This is a genomic window from Bacillus cereus group sp. MYBK5-2 (assembly GCF_051915685.1).
In the GTDB taxonomy this organism is placed as follows: domain Bacteria; phylum Bacillota; class Bacilli; order Bacillales; family Bacillaceae_G; genus Bacillus_A; species Bacillus_A cereus.
In genome coordinates this window covers 1,298,399-1,312,931 of the sequence record NZ_JBQAFE010000001.1, presented here as the reverse complement: position 1 = coordinate 1,312,931, position 14,533 = coordinate 1,298,399, and the positions used below count along the sequence as shown (strand labels likewise).

The following is a 14,533-nucleotide window of genomic DNA, read 5'->3' as shown; positions in this document are numbered from 1 at the left end:
CGCTACTTTAAATTTTTCGTATTTTTTTCTTCTTCATTTATGTATCTATATAAAGTTGCCCTTGAAACATTGAACATCTTACAGACATCAACTTTAGGTAACCCTTGTTCAACCATTTTTAGCATACCCTCTATCTGTTCCGGAGTATGAGCACGTTTGCGACCACCTTGTTTTCCTCGTTCTTTTGCAGCAGCTACACCACTAACAACACGTTCATTAATAACCTCGCGTTCCATTTCAGCCATTGCACCAAATATATGAAATAAAAACCTTCCCATTGTTGTAGATGTATCAATACCATCTTTAATAGAAACAAAGTGAATTTCCTTATCATTAAATTCTTGCAATAAATTAACTAACTGGTGCATGGTTCTTCCTAAACGATCTAACTTGTAAACAACCAATGTATCACCTTTACGAAGTTTGCCAAGTAATAATTGAAGCTCTTTTCTGTCCTTTTTCGCTCCACTTTCTTTTTCTGTAACTATTTCTTCACAACCATAACGGTTTAATTCATCCAATTGCATATCTAAATTTTGTTTTTTAGTAGAAACCCTAGCATATCCGAATATCATGCACCATCATCCCTTGTTATTTGATATAAAAAGTGTATCAAATTCCTGTATCAAATTCAATTATTAATTGAGACATAGTTTTGAGACATTTGTTATACCATTTTTATAGGTTTTAAGGCCCATATATTCAGTGTCTCATAATGTTTTGTTTTTGAGACACTAGTTTTCGGACAAACGCAGTTGCAATCCACTTAAAATACCATTAATTAGTTCAGTTTCTTTTTCATTGGATTGAGTTAGCAATTTATCGATAACTTTCTGATCAGAATAAGCTAACAAAAATGAAGATATATAAGCTAATGCATTTACATATTCTGTAGCATCTTTACTACCATTATTTGCATGAGCAGTATATTGTACATTTGACAATACCATCACCCCTTACAATATTTGGGTTGTGTTGAGTTTGTTTCGTTTAATTGGGAGCATTCAAACCATACTCTAAATCTCTCATTATCTAAAATCCACGTATTGCCGACCTTTTTGGATTCAATAGCACCTGCTGCACATAGATTCTTTATATGACCAGGAGAAAGGCCGCTAATAAGATGAGCATCATTAACACCAATAACATTATCTAGCGCTGCATATGGTTTCAAATTAACATCTTCCCATTTAACACCATACATCCCTATACCCATTTCATTCATTTTTGTTTTATCTGTCATTCTCTCTAAATGATCCAATACAATAATATTAATTAATTCCCATGTAACTGCATCAGATAAAACTCGTGTCTTTAACTCTGCTGTTAAATCATTTAATAATTCTAATTCCATATGTATCACCTCATAATAAATGCAACACGTTTGCGCTTATCTTTCCTTAACAACAAACAAGACACCACCCAGATCACGGCAGCGCCTGCTCTAATTGCTATACACATGTTTGTTCTAAAAATAAAACATCCCTAATGGACACATCATAAGATTAGTAACCGTATTTTCTGTTCGTTAATTATTATGTTTATAGGCCTAGATTGTGCACATCTATATTCAGTGAGCGCATACCCTATTACATGAATACTACTTTAGGAGTGATTATATTATGAATCCTTTACCGATGAGGATTGTTGTAGCTCCAGCTTCTGCTTGGCAACATTTACCTCAATATCCTTCATATGGTCAATATGGTATGCAACCTGGGCACATTCCCTTTACTCCTACAATTCCGCCTTCTCCCGTAATATACCAATATCATTATAATTTCCCATCATTGTATTTCCAAGAGTTTCACGGTACATTTAACATCTAATATTTGTTGTCAATTCATGTTATACCTAAAACAGTATTTAAATACGTTTAATGTGTAATTTCTATATAACAAAGAAAAAAGCAACCGTTACGGATGCTCTGATATCAATTATTTATTTGTATTTTAATTAAGGTAAATGAAGTTTTACCCTTCTTCCAATCACCTAATATTGCTGCACCAATCTTTTTATGCATTATTAAGTAACTGGAAGAAGAGCAAAAGCTCTCCTTAATAACGGTATCATTCAATCGTTACCATCTGCTGGTTTCGGATTTTATGCGCCATCATTACGAACCGTTTAGAATTTAAAAAACAACATAATGAGTTGTGTTTCCCGCCACTTCCCACAATACAAATATAACACGTTAATTACAAAATAACCGGCACATTTCCTGCCAAAAAGCGGTCACGACTCTGCCAACTTTTTCATAGTTCAAATTTTCCCACTGCATCTGTTAATTTCACTGATACACCGAATATACTTTTTTTCATTTCTGTCATTTTCTTTTTTATAATCCACTGTGGATAATTCAATTCTTCTAGAATATTTCTAAAATAAGTTGGATTTAGCTTTAACACATCAGGATTTCTTCCAGTATTCCTTTTGTATCTAATTATTGCTTCTAATAGTTCTTCATTTAACATGAATCACAATTACCTCCCCCTTGCATTTTATATTTATGTATATACACCATTCGATACCTTGATACTGCCACTTACCCATATCTTATATTTTGTGTAACTAATCTAAACGCTACAGCCCTTGATATCAATAGCTTCATAGCACTTTCTCTTTTGAGTTACACAACACAATAAAAATGAGTAACCGTATAGAATACGGGTAGCACCACACATCCATCAACTTAAGGAGAATAAACGCTACCAAAACAAAAAAAGCCCCAAATTTTTCTTAAAAATAAGTTGGGGCTTTTGAACCAGAAAAGTATATTTTTAACTATGAAAACTACGATAAATTTTTCCTTTTTTCCTACTTGCTAAATTCAGCAAGTAAAATTTTTTTAAAAGGATTAGGACTGTCAGTTCTACCCAAACTATTCCAATTGACGACCAACGTATGCTTGCCTCCAAGTTTACCTCCAACAAGAGTTGTAAACCCTAGAATGCCACCTGTGTGTCCCCATATCGAGACACCGTTTGGAAGCTTAGTTTCATAGATTCCAAGACCATATCCATCGATTCCTTCTTTTCCTGTAGGAACTGTAGTAAGCATTTGTTTTAGTTGCTGTTCCTTCAGTAATTTTCCACCAAGCAAGTAAGAGAAGAATTTGTTTAAGTCGTCAGCAGTAGAAATCATATCTCCAGCAGAGCTACCTGCACTTGGGTTGTAATAAGTAACGTCTTTTAGCTCACTTGCTCCGTCTGGTTGGACATATCCACGGGCATGGTTTGTGCCTGGAATAACACTTGAATTGCCTGGTAGGAATGTATTCGACAATTCAAGTGGTTCAATAATCCGATTTTCAATCTCTTCCGCATAGCTGTTTTTGGTTACTTTTTCAATAAGAATGCCCAGTAATACGTATCCTGTGTTTGAATAAGACCAGCCCTTTCCTGGGGCAAAGTCTGGAGGCAGAGAAATCCCCATCTTCACTAACTCTTCAGCCGTATACGATTTTTTTGTATCCGTAAAATCAACGTCTTTTGACCTTGAGTATTCAGCGATACCACTTGTATGGTTCAATATCTCCCGGATAGTAATCTTGTTACCATCATATCCATTTCCTTGAATGACACCAGGCAACCAGTCTTCGATGTGGTCGTCTAGCTTCAGGCGATTCTCTCCAACTAATTGAAGTACAACTGTTGCGGTGAACGTCTTCGTCACACTCCCAATGCGAAAGCGAAAATCTGTTTTCATTGGTTTCTTGGTTCTCAGATCCGCTATTCCAGCGGCATACCCCCACGTTTTTCCACCCTCAGAAGTTTTAGCAAGTATCCCTGGGTATCCAAATTGCAATGTATCCCGCATTGCTTGCTTGACGGAAGTACGATCTCGTTGAGTATTTGTTTGTAACGAACTAGATACATTTTGAGTAGGCTCTGCTTTTACAATTGAGGTTGGTGTTGTATATAACAGGGAACTTCCAGCTATTAAAAGGGCCAGACTTGCACATGTAATCTGACTACATATTTTCATAAGGCATTCCTCTCCTCTATTCATATTGTATAAGTGTTTGCTTACGGATCCTTACTTCCTGAAAAGACTTAGGGAAAGGCCCTCACGCATATAGATTAAAGCCCCAGTACAAAGGTATCTATCAATACCAACAATTTGAGCCAGTTAAATCTCCATCCCTTCTATAACAAAATTATTCAAAGGTATGAAAGCATATTATGTACCCTTAGTTATTGTTAGGATTAACACAACATGAGACATAGCCCCAACCCATATTTTACTTTATTTATCCATGATATGTATTGAGAAAGAATGTAAATTCGAATCCTTTCCGTACCCCAACTATTGATCGTTTTTTTCACCTATTATAATTAGTTATTTTGAATTTCATAATAAAAAACTGTAAAAAAATAACGAGTCCCTTAACGTACAGGAAGCGGTTGAAAAATATGTCTAAACGCACAATTTTCTTTTTTGATATGGTGACCCCATCGCAATCAAGCTAAGGTTTTGAAGTACCCACTAAATGAAATTTCTCTTTCTCTATAGTTAGTTATTTTGAGAAGTCAGCTCACTTTTTGTTTTTGGGGTGTTTACTTTTCTTAAGTTGATGGATGTGGGGGAGCACCACATCCATCAACTTAAAGTTTTAATATACCAGAAATCAGGAATATTTTATTCTGTTAGCTTGATAGCGATAGGGTACAGCCAACATTTCGGAAGCTATGTATGTTAGACGAATTTTAACCTAAAAAGTCGAATTCTTGTACGTGAAGTGCAGTGATATTTCATTCATATAATCCGTATTATCTGAAGTTAATAAAGTCTGTTACACTCTCTTCTTTAGGAACGTTTCCATAATATCCTTCTTGAACCATTCATAATCAAACTGAAAAGCTACATTATGCGTTTTATAGCCTGGATTAGTAACAAAACGAAAGTCTGCAATGCTTTGACCAAATCCTTCCCCTTGATCAGGAATCACTTTAATAGGTACCCTTGAAAGACTAACAGCCTCTTGATTCAGCAAATACCACACCGTTACAAAATCATGCATAGGACTTCCACTTATACCAGGATTAGACTTGGAGTAGAAATTATAATAATAATCTAACATAGGTTTGATGATGAGTCCTGCAAGATCCTGTGTATTCCGATGAAATGCATCGATTTGCTGGACCATCTCAGGTGTAACAATCGCATGTTGAGTCACATTTAAAGGAATAATCGTCAAGTTCTTTGCATGCTGCAGAATTAAGTTTGCTGCATAAGGGTCTGCGTAAAAATTAGCTTCAGCCACAGCAGTTACGTTACCTGGATAGAAAAAAGCTCCCCCCATGCAAATGCATTCTCTTACATTTCGCATTGTTTCTAAATTCAATACAAAAGTCGTAGCTAGCGAAGAAAGTCTTCCTAAATTGATAATTGTAAGTTCTTCTAAATTCGATTCTATAATTTGATAAATATCATTTAAAGGATAAATTGGATATGAAATTTCTGGTGGAATAATAGGTCCTAATCCAACTTTTCCATGTACCTCAGGAAAATACTGAGTCAATATACCTGTCAACGGTACAGAAGCACCAAGGAATACAGGTATTTCTTCCCTTCCCGCAATGTACTTTAAATAGTTAATATTTCTTATTACATTTTCTCTTGATACATTTCCATAATCGGCCACGATTCCTACAAGTTGAATGTCTTTACGAAAAAAGGTGTACAGTATAGCAAACGCATCATCAATCCCTAAATCTGTAAACAGGAGAACCTTTTTTTGCATATCTCTTCCTCCAAAATTTATAGAATTCTACTTTCGCCAATGATGTAGTGATTAGACTACGCTTGTATATATATTTTTTATGTATTCTTAAAGAGTGGATTCTATTCACTTGAAATAGCTTTGCTCATCTAAATTTGATTTTATGTTCAAGCGTAAGTTTCTGTTCTTAAGTCGATAAGCATGTGTTGCTATCCTTGAACAAAAAAGCAATGATTAGATTTTAAACCTAGTCATTGCTTTATCCATTGCATCTTGGTTTACTCCTATATATCTTAACGTTACTCGTTCACTTGAATGATTGAATATCTCCATCAGCAAAGCTATGTTCTTTGTCTGCATGTACATATGATATCCAAATGTCTTACGTAATGTATGTGTCCCAATCTCTTCTAAACCAAACTTTGCTGCTGTGGTACTAAGTATTTTATATGCCATGCTTCTTCCGATTGGTCGATTCTTTCCTTGTCTACTCTTAATTAAATACTCATAGTCTTCCATATCTTCAATGTACCATTTTAATTCTCTTCTTAATGCTGCAGTAATCTGAATACGTTTCTGCTTACCTGTCTTCATTTCACGCATTGATATATGGCTGCCATTTAAATCTCCAACCTTCAGTTTTAAAATATCACTAATACGTAGACCTGTATTAATTCCCATTACAAACAAAATATAATTGCGTTCATTCTTTTCTTTTAGATATTCTTTAATTTGTTGGATTTGCTCTGTATCACGTATCGGCTGAACAAAATTCATTATTCATTACCTCCAGTTTCTTCTGTCTCGTAAACTTCTAATCCAAGCGCAAAAGCAAGTTTATAAAACGCTTTAGACTTCCAACGTCGGTAAGTACGCTCTGACATTCCTATTTCGTTATAAACCATGTAATCACATACGTCCTCTTCTTCTAAATAACGTTTATAAATAATATCCCTTTGAATACTTCCAGCACGACCGTTTCCTAATCGAGTTAGAAACTGATCAATACGTAATGACATTCTCTCAAGCCACTCTTCTCGTTTACTTTGTTGAATATTCGCTATAGCAACATCTTCTAACGGCTTACCAACTGCATGTGTAGGACCGTGCTCACGCATTTCATAAGAAGGAGTAACTTTCATTTCTTTACGCATCATCCCAAATTGCCTATGTATACGTATGCTTTCCAACACACCTTCTAATTCCTCCTGTGTTGCTGATCTATCGATTTTTGGTAAGAAAGATAATTGTTTAGTCATGTAGGACCACTCCTTTTTATTTTTTTACTTTTGTCTTAACGCTCCACGTCTACGTTCATAACGTGGTTCACGAACTCCCATTAACTCTTCAATTTCACGAATACTAAATTTCTCTTTCTGTTTTTTCTTAGTTTTCTTTTTTGTTTGATTCGATTGCTTTTTCCACTCACGTAATTGGTCCTTTAGTACCTTCATATTTCCCCATCTCCCTTTTCAAAATAAAAAGGACACCTATTCCTAAAACAGCTTTAATGGCTACTTTAATGAATTGGTGTCCTCTAGTTTTCTAGCCGGACTTTATTCTGTTTGCTTTCACTTTAAAAGGATTATTTTGTTAAATAATCTGAAAAAATTTCCATGTTAACAAACTTTTTTGGATATTTCCATTCGATAACTAAATAGATATTATTAGTTTCATATGAAAATACAAATATTCATATTAATTACATATAAAATGTTAAATTTGTATATTTCCTTATAAAATTAAAGTTAAGAAAGGGTGATGATATAATGATTAAATTTCTTTTAACTTTAACTACTGAAAACAAACAAACAATAACATGGAAAAAGTACTATTATGAAATCGTTAAAGCTATGATTATTTATAAGTAACTCTGACATATTTCAAACATGCATATGTTAATTTTAAATGTATAAATTTTTCTCCCCTGAATAAAACTCAATATTCCGTCAATAATGTAGATGACACGGTAATCTTTTTTCCTTTCCCCCTTGGAGAAGCGAGCAGTTAGTTTTTGCTAGCTGCTCTTTTAATTACACATTTTTGTCTTAACACTCATATAATATTGAGAATTAAAAAATCATCTCATGTATAAAGGGAAAGTATTCTTTTTCATTACTCCACTCCCTCTTTAAATAACACTGTTTGAATAAGGTTTTTAAAGAGGGAATACATTTAAAAATCTTGGTTACACTGTAAACAGGCTCGTGAATAGCCAATTTTACTAATACCCACTCTATGTCTATTACCTTGAGCCGAGCAATTAGCAAAAGCTAATTGCTCTTTTATATTGAGTTAATAATAAAATTTAGGTCTTATTCCTTTTCTACATCATATACTTTTAACCTAACCATCCAGCTCAAAGTGTTACCTCCTATCTTAAAGAGCACTGATGCATGGTGCTCTTTTTAGTTTCCTTATTTCTATAAAATGAAATTTTTGTTTAGTTTTCTTTCATGCATAACATTTTCAAATCTGTTTATACTATAACTGTAACTTGTAGTTACAATTTGCGTATCCATGTGGAATAGTATTTACAGCAGGCAGTTAGCTACTTCAGCTAGCTGCTTTGTTGTGCCAAATAGCGTTTTCGTTCAAATACTTCACGTCCATAAAAAAATTACATTTGGTATCACATACTCTTTTACATTAAGAGTTTTAGTCAGAAGAGCACTTATATATGGTGCTCTTTTTGGTATGGAATGTAAAATAGAGGCTTGCTCTTAAAACCTTTCATGTAATTTTTATAGTTTTTCCTTACACCCATATGTCTGCTTGCTCATAAGTTGTTAAAGTATAAATATAAATTGGCTAGTTAGTTTATAACGGAGGTGTAAAAATGAGTGAATTTAAAAAGAAATGTCACATCCCATTTCCATGTGCCCTTCCGTTGCCTCAAATCGGGGCTACTGGATTAACAGGTGCTACTGGGCCTTCGGGACCTACTGGAGCTACCGGACCTTCAGGTGGACCTCGGGGACCTACCGGACCTACCGGACCTACTGGAATTCAAGGTAACCTGGGACCTACTGGTCCTCAAGGGATTTCTGGACCTCAAGGGATTCCTGGGATTTCTGGATCTATTGGTCCAACTGGACCTTCTGGAATTCAAGGTATCCAAGGTATCCAAGGCGAGCCTGGCATTCAAGGTCCTATTGGACCGACTGGAATAACGGGGGTCACTGGAATTCAAGGGATTCAAGGCATTCAAGGGATTCCTGGGATTCAAGGCATTCAAGGGATTCCTGGCCCGACCGGCCCTCAAGGGATTCCTGGCATTCCTGGTTCTGTAGGTCCAACTGGACCTTCTGGAGCTGTTGGCCCGACCGGCCCTTCCGGGGGACCACCAGGACCAACGGGCCCGACTGGACCTTCCGGGGGACCACCAGGACCAACCGGAGTGACTGGCCCCACTGGACCTACTGGATCACCAGGACCAACCGGACTTCAAGGTATCCAAGGTATCCAAGGCATTCCTGGCCCCACTGGACCTCAAGGAAGTCAAGGGATTCAGGGGATTCAAGGTAATCCGGGGCCTATTGGTCCTATTGGACCCACTGGAATAACTGGGGCGACTGGAATTCAGGGTATCCAAGGTATTCAAGGTGATCCAGGACTTATTGGACCTATCGGCCCGACTGGCCCAACTGGGCTTCAAGGTATCCAAGGTATCCAAGGCATTCCTGGGCCTACTGGATTACCAGGAACCGCTGGAGCTACCGGACCTACTGGATTACCAGGAACCGCTGGAGCTACCGGACCTACTGGGCCTACCGGTCTTACAGTATCTGGATTATCTCAATACGCTTATATTTTCAATACAGCAGCTCAAGTTGTTGCCTTAGAAGCACCTATTCTTTTTAATTCGAATGGTTTAATGACACCTGGTTTTACTCATACTCCTGGAACTTCTCAGATTATGGTTATTAATGCAGGAGATTATAAGATTTCTTTTTCTGTATCAGGAGTTGAACCTAATCAATTTACGCTCTTTTTAAATGGTGCTCCAGTTACCAACGCAGTTTATGGATCAGGTGCAGGAACTCAGCAAAACAATGGGCAAACAATTCTCTCTTTAGCTGCAGGTGATATTATTACCCTTAATAATCATACTTCCGCTGCTGCAGTTACTTTACAGACTTTGGCAGGTGGAACACAAACAAATATAAATGCTTCGATTGTAATTGAAAAATTAAATTAATTTAATCATTTATTTCTTGAAACTCTGGCAGTAAATAACCTGGTGTAGATTTCTTTTTTCAACAAGCAGTTAGCTTTTGCTAGCTGCTCTTTTGTATTGAGTTGAAAATAAGTTTTAGGTCTTATTTCTTTTCTGCGCCATATAATTTTAACCTAAACATTCAGCTCAAAGTGTTACCTCCTATCTTAAAGAGCACTTATGCATGGTGCTCTTTTTTATTTTGTTTTCTTTCATTTCTGAATAACATTTTTAACCCTGTTCATACTATTTTTGTAACTTAAGGTTACAAACTATTTCTGTAAGCGCAGCGTTTCTTTTGTACAACAAGCAGTTAGTTTTATTAACTAGCTGCTTTGTTGTGTAAAAGAAAGATTTTGTTTTAAAGTTACACATAGCTAAAAAACATACATATAATATCTTGGGTATCCTTTTTCAATATTAGTTTTGGTCAGAGAGCACTTTTAAGAGTGCTCTTTTAATGTATTGCAATGTATCACGTTTTACATACAATAAACATAGAATGCAATGAGCACGCAAGACATAATTTTTATATAATCGTGTACATTTTTTGTACACGTTTTTTATTAAATAAGAATTCTGTTTAAATTTCATCAACCTTATTGATTCCTTTGCATACATTATTATCACAAGGAATTTCATAGGTTTCTCTGGTCCAGTTTCCTTGAATTCCTTGTACACCTCATTGAAATAACCCGTTTTAAATAGCGGGTTATTTTATTTTTGGTCATAAAAAACTTTTACTTAACTTTCATTCATTTTTTTGCTTATTTTGAATACATTACTATTAAGCCAAGAAATACACAGGTTTCCCTGGAGTGGTTTCCTTGTATTCCTTGAACTCCTTGTACACAGAACCTGTTATTACTAACAGGTTCTTTAATTTTTGTCATTATACAATAACTATTTTATTATGTTTCCTAACTTACAGTAATGTCCTTGAAAAACATTCATATATATTTATCGAATGCACTTTGAAATCCCTACAGTATCAAATACTTTTAAGAATTGACTGACCAATACTATTCGGCTAAATTTTATAAACTTATTAAAAATAACATAGATACACAAAAAAGCTACGTTTTATATGAGATAAAAAATTATCTTACACAAAGGGGTTTGATTATTTGTGAATTACCAAAATGATAACAACTCTAAAATTCACAAACCTTGCACTTGTCCATCCCCCACGGCTAACAGTTTAAATGTTGTTCAAACTACCCCAACAATAGTTTCTGTAAATTCTGCGATCCCACTAGATACCGTGGTAAATTCTAATGGTACAGCAATCTCATTCGCACCACCAACAACTGTTTTACTTGAAGGTGGAAGAACCTATTTGGCAATCTATGAAGTGCAAGTTATTATTCAACCAGGAGGTAATTCGGCAGGTATCACTATGTATCTGAATAATAATCCAATCATTGGCTCAGGTACTTCTCTTGGATATACTGCAGGATTCACTTCTGTATCAGCACCCGCAATTTTCACTACACCTTCAGGTATAACAAGTACTCTTACTGTTAATGTAGGACCATATTCTAATACATTAAATACGTTGGGCTTAACTCTTGCTGTTGTAGCATTAACATAATAAAATCTAATACTCTCTAAAATGATTTTCTTTGTCCTTTAACTGTGGTTTTTGAGCTAGCCTCTAGGAACTCAACATAAATACATATAGAAAAAGAACATTATTTGGATCGATAGTACTGGGTGACTCGGCTGGCACACTTGCTGAGTCACCTATTTTCCTTTAATAAAATAACGCTTTTATGAAAATTCCATTGTCTAATTCCTCACTTGTCCATTTCGCTTTTCTCTATCCCTGCATTTACTATTAGTAATACTAACTATTCAGAGGTGAAAATATAATGGACGAGTTTTTATCTTCTGCTGCAATAAATCCTAATTTAGTTGGACCTACTTTACCACCTGTTCCACCATTCACACTACCGACTGGGCCGACTGGACCGACTGGGCCGACTGGACCGACTGGATCGACTGGACCGACTGGGCCGACTGGACCGACTGGACCGACTGGACCGACTGGACCGACTGGACCGACTGGACCGACTGGACCGACTGGATCACTATCAGTAGCTTACGGAACTTTTTGGCAAACGGAAATCATTACAGTCCCTTTCGAATCCCCTTTTTCTTTCGATCAGGCTGACCCTATGGTAGGGGGAATTTCTCTGTTAAATCCAACCACAATTAATATCACACAAGCTGGGGATTATCGAATTTCTTTCATTTCCTCGATTAACTTGACTGTAGCCCTTTCATTCCCTTATTCGCCTACCATTTCTATACTATTAAATAACAGTCTAATTCCCAATTTCAAAGCTACTTTTGGTCTTTCGATACTAGATTCAGAGGATGTAGATTGCACTCAACTCATTGGGGACACTATTTTATCAGTCCCAGCCAACTCAACACTTCAACTTATAAATAATAGCTTTGTAGGCGAAAAAGACATTCGTACATGCGATAATGGAATAAATGCTTTAGAATTAAACATTATCAAATTAAACTAGTATCAGTACTCCTTTAAAACTAGGCGCTATTATGGCATCTAGTTTTCAGTTTCTAATGAAATTTTTATACAAAGAATACACCAAATATCAAAAATAAATTCATAAAATATTTTATTTTATTTTTAGAATGGATAGTCTTTACAGAGCACTTCCCGAAGTGCTCTTACATTTACATATCAAATAATTTTTTTAAATTAATTACGAGAGCGGATTTTATTATTTTGTACAAGCACTTTATGCTTTATTTTATAAAATATATAGATATCTCAAAGAAAGGAGAGCAACATAAGTATGGCTGATTATTTTTATAAAGATGGTAAAAAGTATTATAAAAACCAATCGTATACTCACCATCAAAAAGATAACTGTTTTATCAAAACTCATACAATATCTGATTCAAATAGTGCTTTAGCTTTTAGCGTACCAGCTAACACTTCAAGAACACCTTTTGAAGATTTGACCAATAATCACAATAAAACATTACTTGATTTTCGCGTTCCTGGTGGTGTTCAACCAATTGAAGTAACCATTCGAACAAGAAGGTCTGGACCAATTACCTTTACAATAACTGCAGGTGAACAAAGGATATTTCAAGTTGAAGATTTTCAAAACGTCACTCTCACAAATAATACCAATACCGGTAGCACCATTAGTATATTTATTCAAAAAACATTTTGTATCTGCTGCAATGATAGGAATGATTTTCATAAAAAGTATTATAAAGAACAATCATATTCTTACTTTCAAAAAGATAACTGTTTTATCGAAACTCATACCGTAGCTGGTCCAGATACCACTCCAACTGAAAATGTCCCTGTAACCATCATCGTACCCCCTGACACTTCAAGAAGAGTTTTTGAAGATTTAACTAATAATCACAATAAAACATTACTTCAAATATCTGTACCCGAAGATGTCTTCCCCATCGAAGTAACTATTCAAACAAGAAAATCTCCCACACCAATTATGGCGACTCTTGCTACAAATGAAACAAGAGTATTTCAAGTAGAAGATTTTCAAAGCCTTACTCTCACAAATAATACCGAATTCCTTAATTTCATTGAAGTATTGATTAAAAAGACATTTTGTATCTGCTGCAATGATAGAAATGATTCGTGCGATGAATATTACCGTGATTATGAATGTGAATGTTAGATTGACTCCCCAAAAGAATCCTTATAAAGGGTTCTTTTTCTTTTACCTTAGTATCATCTAATCATTCACATTTGTTCAACATTTCATCTCTTAACAAAATTCCGATTTAATTAATATCCTACAAAATAATACTTTCATTAAAAAATCATTTATATTTCATTTTACGAATAATCTTTTTTATATCGTACATACTATCTGCAAGCCGATTTCCCAAGGCTGTACTCTTTCCAAACGGAGCTCTCTCCTCCGTACCACTTGAGAACAGGCGGGTAACTTAATTAGTTGCCTGCCGTTTTTACGTATAACCGTAAAACTTCTTGTCCATACTTTTTAGAGAAAACATCTTATGCCATTTGGAGCAACCTCCAGCACATGATATTTGTACGGCCGTTCCTATAAAGGAGCGGTCTTATTTTATCTTTGCTTGCCCCTTTTCTATTCAAATAACGCTTTGGATTAGTTTTCTTCTACAGGTTGCATTGCTCCTAATTGAACTGACATAACTACATAATGTTGTTCATTACATTTTTTACAAAAGCCATGATAATGTTCATCATTAACGTTCCCTTTTGCACGTACCTCTGTACGGTTAAAAGAATCACAATGTTTGCAATACCACTTCACTATTATTGTTTCAATCACTTAAATCTCCCCTTTTTAATAAAATTCAAATTTGATTAAAGTAACTGTGTTTTTCGTTCTTCCATACGAATTACTTTTCCACTTTGATATACAAATGATTGTTCACCAAATCCACCTTGGGGTGGTTCTATTAGTTGGACCTGACCATTTTTAACAACATATATTCCGTTTATTTTCAAATCTATTTCAGCTTTCATTTCTACAAGATTTTCTTTAATACTTCCCACTAAGACCACTCCCGTATGTTATGAT

General features: G+C 35.3%; 16 protein-coding genes. 5 read left to right on the top strand and 11 right to left on the bottom strand.

Annotated features, from left to right (window positions below):
* Positions 1-2 precede the first annotated feature (2 nt).
* The 3 genes from ACTFP3_RS07030 to ACTFP3_RS07020 all read right to left on the bottom strand — a co-directional run bounded on the left by ACTFP3_RS07030 (position 3) and on the right by ACTFP3_RS07020 (position 1,354).
* Complete coding sequence (locus tag ACTFP3_RS07030; RefSeq protein ID WP_000576168.1) at positions 3-575, bottom strand: recombinase family protein; 573 nt, start codon at positions 573-575, stop codon at positions 3-5.
* Positions 576-734: 159 nt separating this feature from the next.
* Positions 735-950 carry a hypothetical protein gene (locus ACTFP3_RS07025; RefSeq protein WP_063536220.1) on the bottom strand — a complete coding sequence of 72 codons (216 nt, stop codon included), beginning with the start codon at positions 948-950 and terminating at the stop codon, positions 735-737.
* Positions 950-1,354 (bottom strand): hypothetical protein, encoded by a 405-nt coding sequence (locus ACTFP3_RS07020; protein ID WP_063536219.1) that lies wholly within the window; start codon positions 1,352-1,354, stop codon positions 950-952. Before ACTFP3_RS07020 ends, ACTFP3_RS07025 begins: the two co-directional genes overlap by 1 nt.
* A gap of 268 nt (positions 1,355-1,622) precedes the next feature.
* Between ACTFP3_RS07020 and ACTFP3_RS07015 the strand changes: the two genes are divergently transcribed.
* Positions 1,623-1,829 carry a hypothetical protein gene (locus tag ACTFP3_RS07015; protein WP_001068928.1) on the top strand — a complete coding sequence of 69 codons (207 nt, stop codon included), beginning with the start codon at positions 1,623-1,625 and terminating at the stop codon, positions 1,827-1,829.
* A gap of 426 nt (positions 1,830-2,255) precedes the next feature.
* Here the strand turns inward: ACTFP3_RS07015 and ACTFP3_RS07010 are convergent, their stop codons facing one another.
* The 6 genes from ACTFP3_RS07010 to ACTFP3_RS06985 form a co-directional block, all read right to left on the bottom strand.
* Positions 2,256-2,474: a hypothetical protein gene (locus ACTFP3_RS07010; protein ID WP_063536218.1), complete on the bottom strand. Its 219-nt coding sequence runs from the start codon at positions 2,472-2,474 to the stop codon at positions 2,256-2,258.
* 343 nt (positions 2,475-2,817) lie between these two features.
* Positions 2,818-3,987: a serine hydrolase domain-containing protein gene (locus ACTFP3_RS07005; RefSeq protein WP_440009807.1), complete on the bottom strand. Its 1,170-nt coding sequence runs from the start codon at positions 3,985-3,987 to the stop codon at positions 2,818-2,820.
* Positions 3,988-4,795: 808 nt separating this feature from the next.
* Positions 4,796-5,746, bottom strand: a complete 951-nt coding sequence (locus ACTFP3_RS07000; protein ID WP_063536216.1) for a nucleoside hydrolase — start codon at positions 5,744-5,746, stop codon at positions 4,796-4,798.
* A gap of 213 nt (positions 5,747-5,959) precedes the next feature.
* Positions 5,960-6,502 (bottom strand): site-specific integrase, encoded by a 543-nt coding sequence (locus ACTFP3_RS06995; RefSeq protein ID WP_063536215.1) that lies wholly within the window; start codon positions 6,500-6,502, stop codon positions 5,960-5,962.
* A complete protein-coding gene (locus tag ACTFP3_RS06990; RefSeq protein WP_063536214.1) occupies positions 6,502-6,984 on the bottom strand; it encodes an ArpU family phage packaging/lysis transcriptional regulator in 483 nt (160 codons plus the stop codon). The genes ACTFP3_RS06995 and ACTFP3_RS06990 overlap by 1 nt, the downstream gene beginning before the upstream one ends.
* A gap of 24 nt (positions 6,985-7,008) precedes the next feature.
* Positions 7,009-7,179 (bottom strand): hypothetical protein, encoded by a 171-nt coding sequence (locus tag ACTFP3_RS06985; protein ID WP_440009802.1) that lies wholly within the window; start codon positions 7,177-7,179, stop codon positions 7,009-7,011.
* A gap of 1,385 nt (positions 7,180-8,564) precedes the next feature.
* On the opposite strand from ACTFP3_RS06985, the gene ACTFP3_RS06980 reads away from it, so the two are divergent.
* From ACTFP3_RS06980 to ACTFP3_RS06965, 4 genes are all read left to right on the top strand, one after another.
* Complete coding sequence (locus ACTFP3_RS06980; RefSeq protein ID WP_440009800.1) at positions 8,565-9,926, top strand: BclA C-terminal domain-containing protein; 1,362 nt, start codon at positions 8,565-8,567, stop codon at positions 9,924-9,926.
* 1,147 nt (positions 9,927-11,073) lie between these two features.
* On the top strand, positions 11,074-11,538 hold the full coding sequence (locus ACTFP3_RS06975; protein WP_001109241.1) for a hypothetical protein: 465 nt from the start codon (positions 11,074-11,076) through the stop codon (positions 11,536-11,538).
* A 280-nt stretch (positions 11,539-11,818) separates the two neighbouring features.
* Positions 11,819-12,484 (top strand): exosporium leader peptide-containing protein, encoded by a 666-nt coding sequence (locus ACTFP3_RS06970; protein ID WP_440009797.1) that lies wholly within the window; start codon positions 11,819-11,821, stop codon positions 12,482-12,484.
* A gap of 291 nt (positions 12,485-12,775) precedes the next feature.
* Complete coding sequence (locus ACTFP3_RS06965; protein ID WP_116365547.1) at positions 12,776-13,639, top strand: exosporium protein D; 864 nt, start codon at positions 12,776-12,778, stop codon at positions 13,637-13,639.
* A gap of 456 nt (positions 13,640-14,095) precedes the next feature.
* Here the strand turns inward: ACTFP3_RS06965 and ACTFP3_RS06960 are convergent, their stop codons facing one another.
* Both ACTFP3_RS06960 and ACTFP3_RS06955 read right to left on the bottom strand, forming a co-directional pair.
* Positions 14,096-14,281, bottom strand: coding sequence for a hypothetical protein (locus tag ACTFP3_RS06960; RefSeq protein WP_088119525.1), 186 nt, complete (start codon positions 14,279-14,281; stop codon positions 14,096-14,098).
* Positions 14,282-14,316: 35 nt separating this feature from the next.
* Positions 14,317-14,508, bottom strand: coding sequence for a DUF3954 domain-containing protein (locus tag ACTFP3_RS06955; protein WP_000534814.1), 192 nt, complete (start codon positions 14,506-14,508; stop codon positions 14,317-14,319).
* Positions 14,509-14,533: the final 25 nt, after the last annotated feature.

Bases quoted from the DNA above. Each gene is read 5' to 3' on its own strand.
- ACTFP3_RS06965 (WP_116365547.1), top strand. From the start codon at position 12,776: ATGGCTGATTATTTTTATAAAGATGGTAAAAAGTATTATAAAAACCAA.
- ACTFP3_RS07015 (WP_001068928.1), top strand. From the start codon at position 1,623: ATGAATCCTTTACCGATGAGGATTGTTGTAGCTCCAGCTTCTGCTTGG.
- ACTFP3_RS06985 (WP_440009802.1), bottom strand. From the start codon at position 7,179: ATGAAGGTACTAAAGGACCAATTACGTGAGTGGAAAAAGCAATCGAAT.
- ACTFP3_RS07030 (WP_000576168.1), bottom strand. From the start codon at position 575: ATGATATTCGGATATGCTAGGGTTTCTACTAAAAAACAAAATTTAGAT.
- ACTFP3_RS06970 (WP_440009797.1), top strand. From the start codon at position 11,819: ATGGACGAGTTTTTATCTTCTGCTGCAATAAATCCTAATTTAGTTGGA.
- ACTFP3_RS06990 (WP_063536214.1), bottom strand. From the start codon at position 6,984: ATGACTAAACAATTATCTTTCTTACCAAAAATCGATAGATCAGCAACA.
- ACTFP3_RS07005 (WP_440009807.1), bottom strand. From the start codon at position 3,987: ATGAAAATATGTAGTCAGATTACATGTGCAAGTCTGGCCCTTTTAATA.
- ACTFP3_RS06995 (WP_063536215.1), bottom strand. From the start codon at position 6,502: ATGAATTTTGTTCAGCCGATACGTGATACAGAGCAAATCCAACAAATT.
- ACTFP3_RS07000 (WP_063536216.1), bottom strand. From the start codon at position 5,746: ATGCAAAAAAAGGTTCTCCTGTTTACAGATTTAGGGATTGATGATGCG.
- ACTFP3_RS06980 (WP_440009800.1), top strand. From the start codon at position 8,565: ATGAGTGAATTTAAAAAGAAATGTCACATCCCATTTCCATGTGCCCTT.
- ACTFP3_RS07020 (WP_063536219.1), bottom strand. From the start codon at position 1,354: ATGGAATTAGAATTATTAAATGATTTAACAGCAGAGTTAAAGACACGA.
- ACTFP3_RS07025 (WP_063536220.1), bottom strand. From the start codon at position 950: ATGGTATTGTCAAATGTACAATATACTGCTCATGCAAATAATGGTAGT.
- ACTFP3_RS07010 (WP_063536218.1), bottom strand. From the start codon at position 2,474: ATGTTAAATGAAGAACTATTAGAAGCAATAATTAGATACAAAAGGAAT.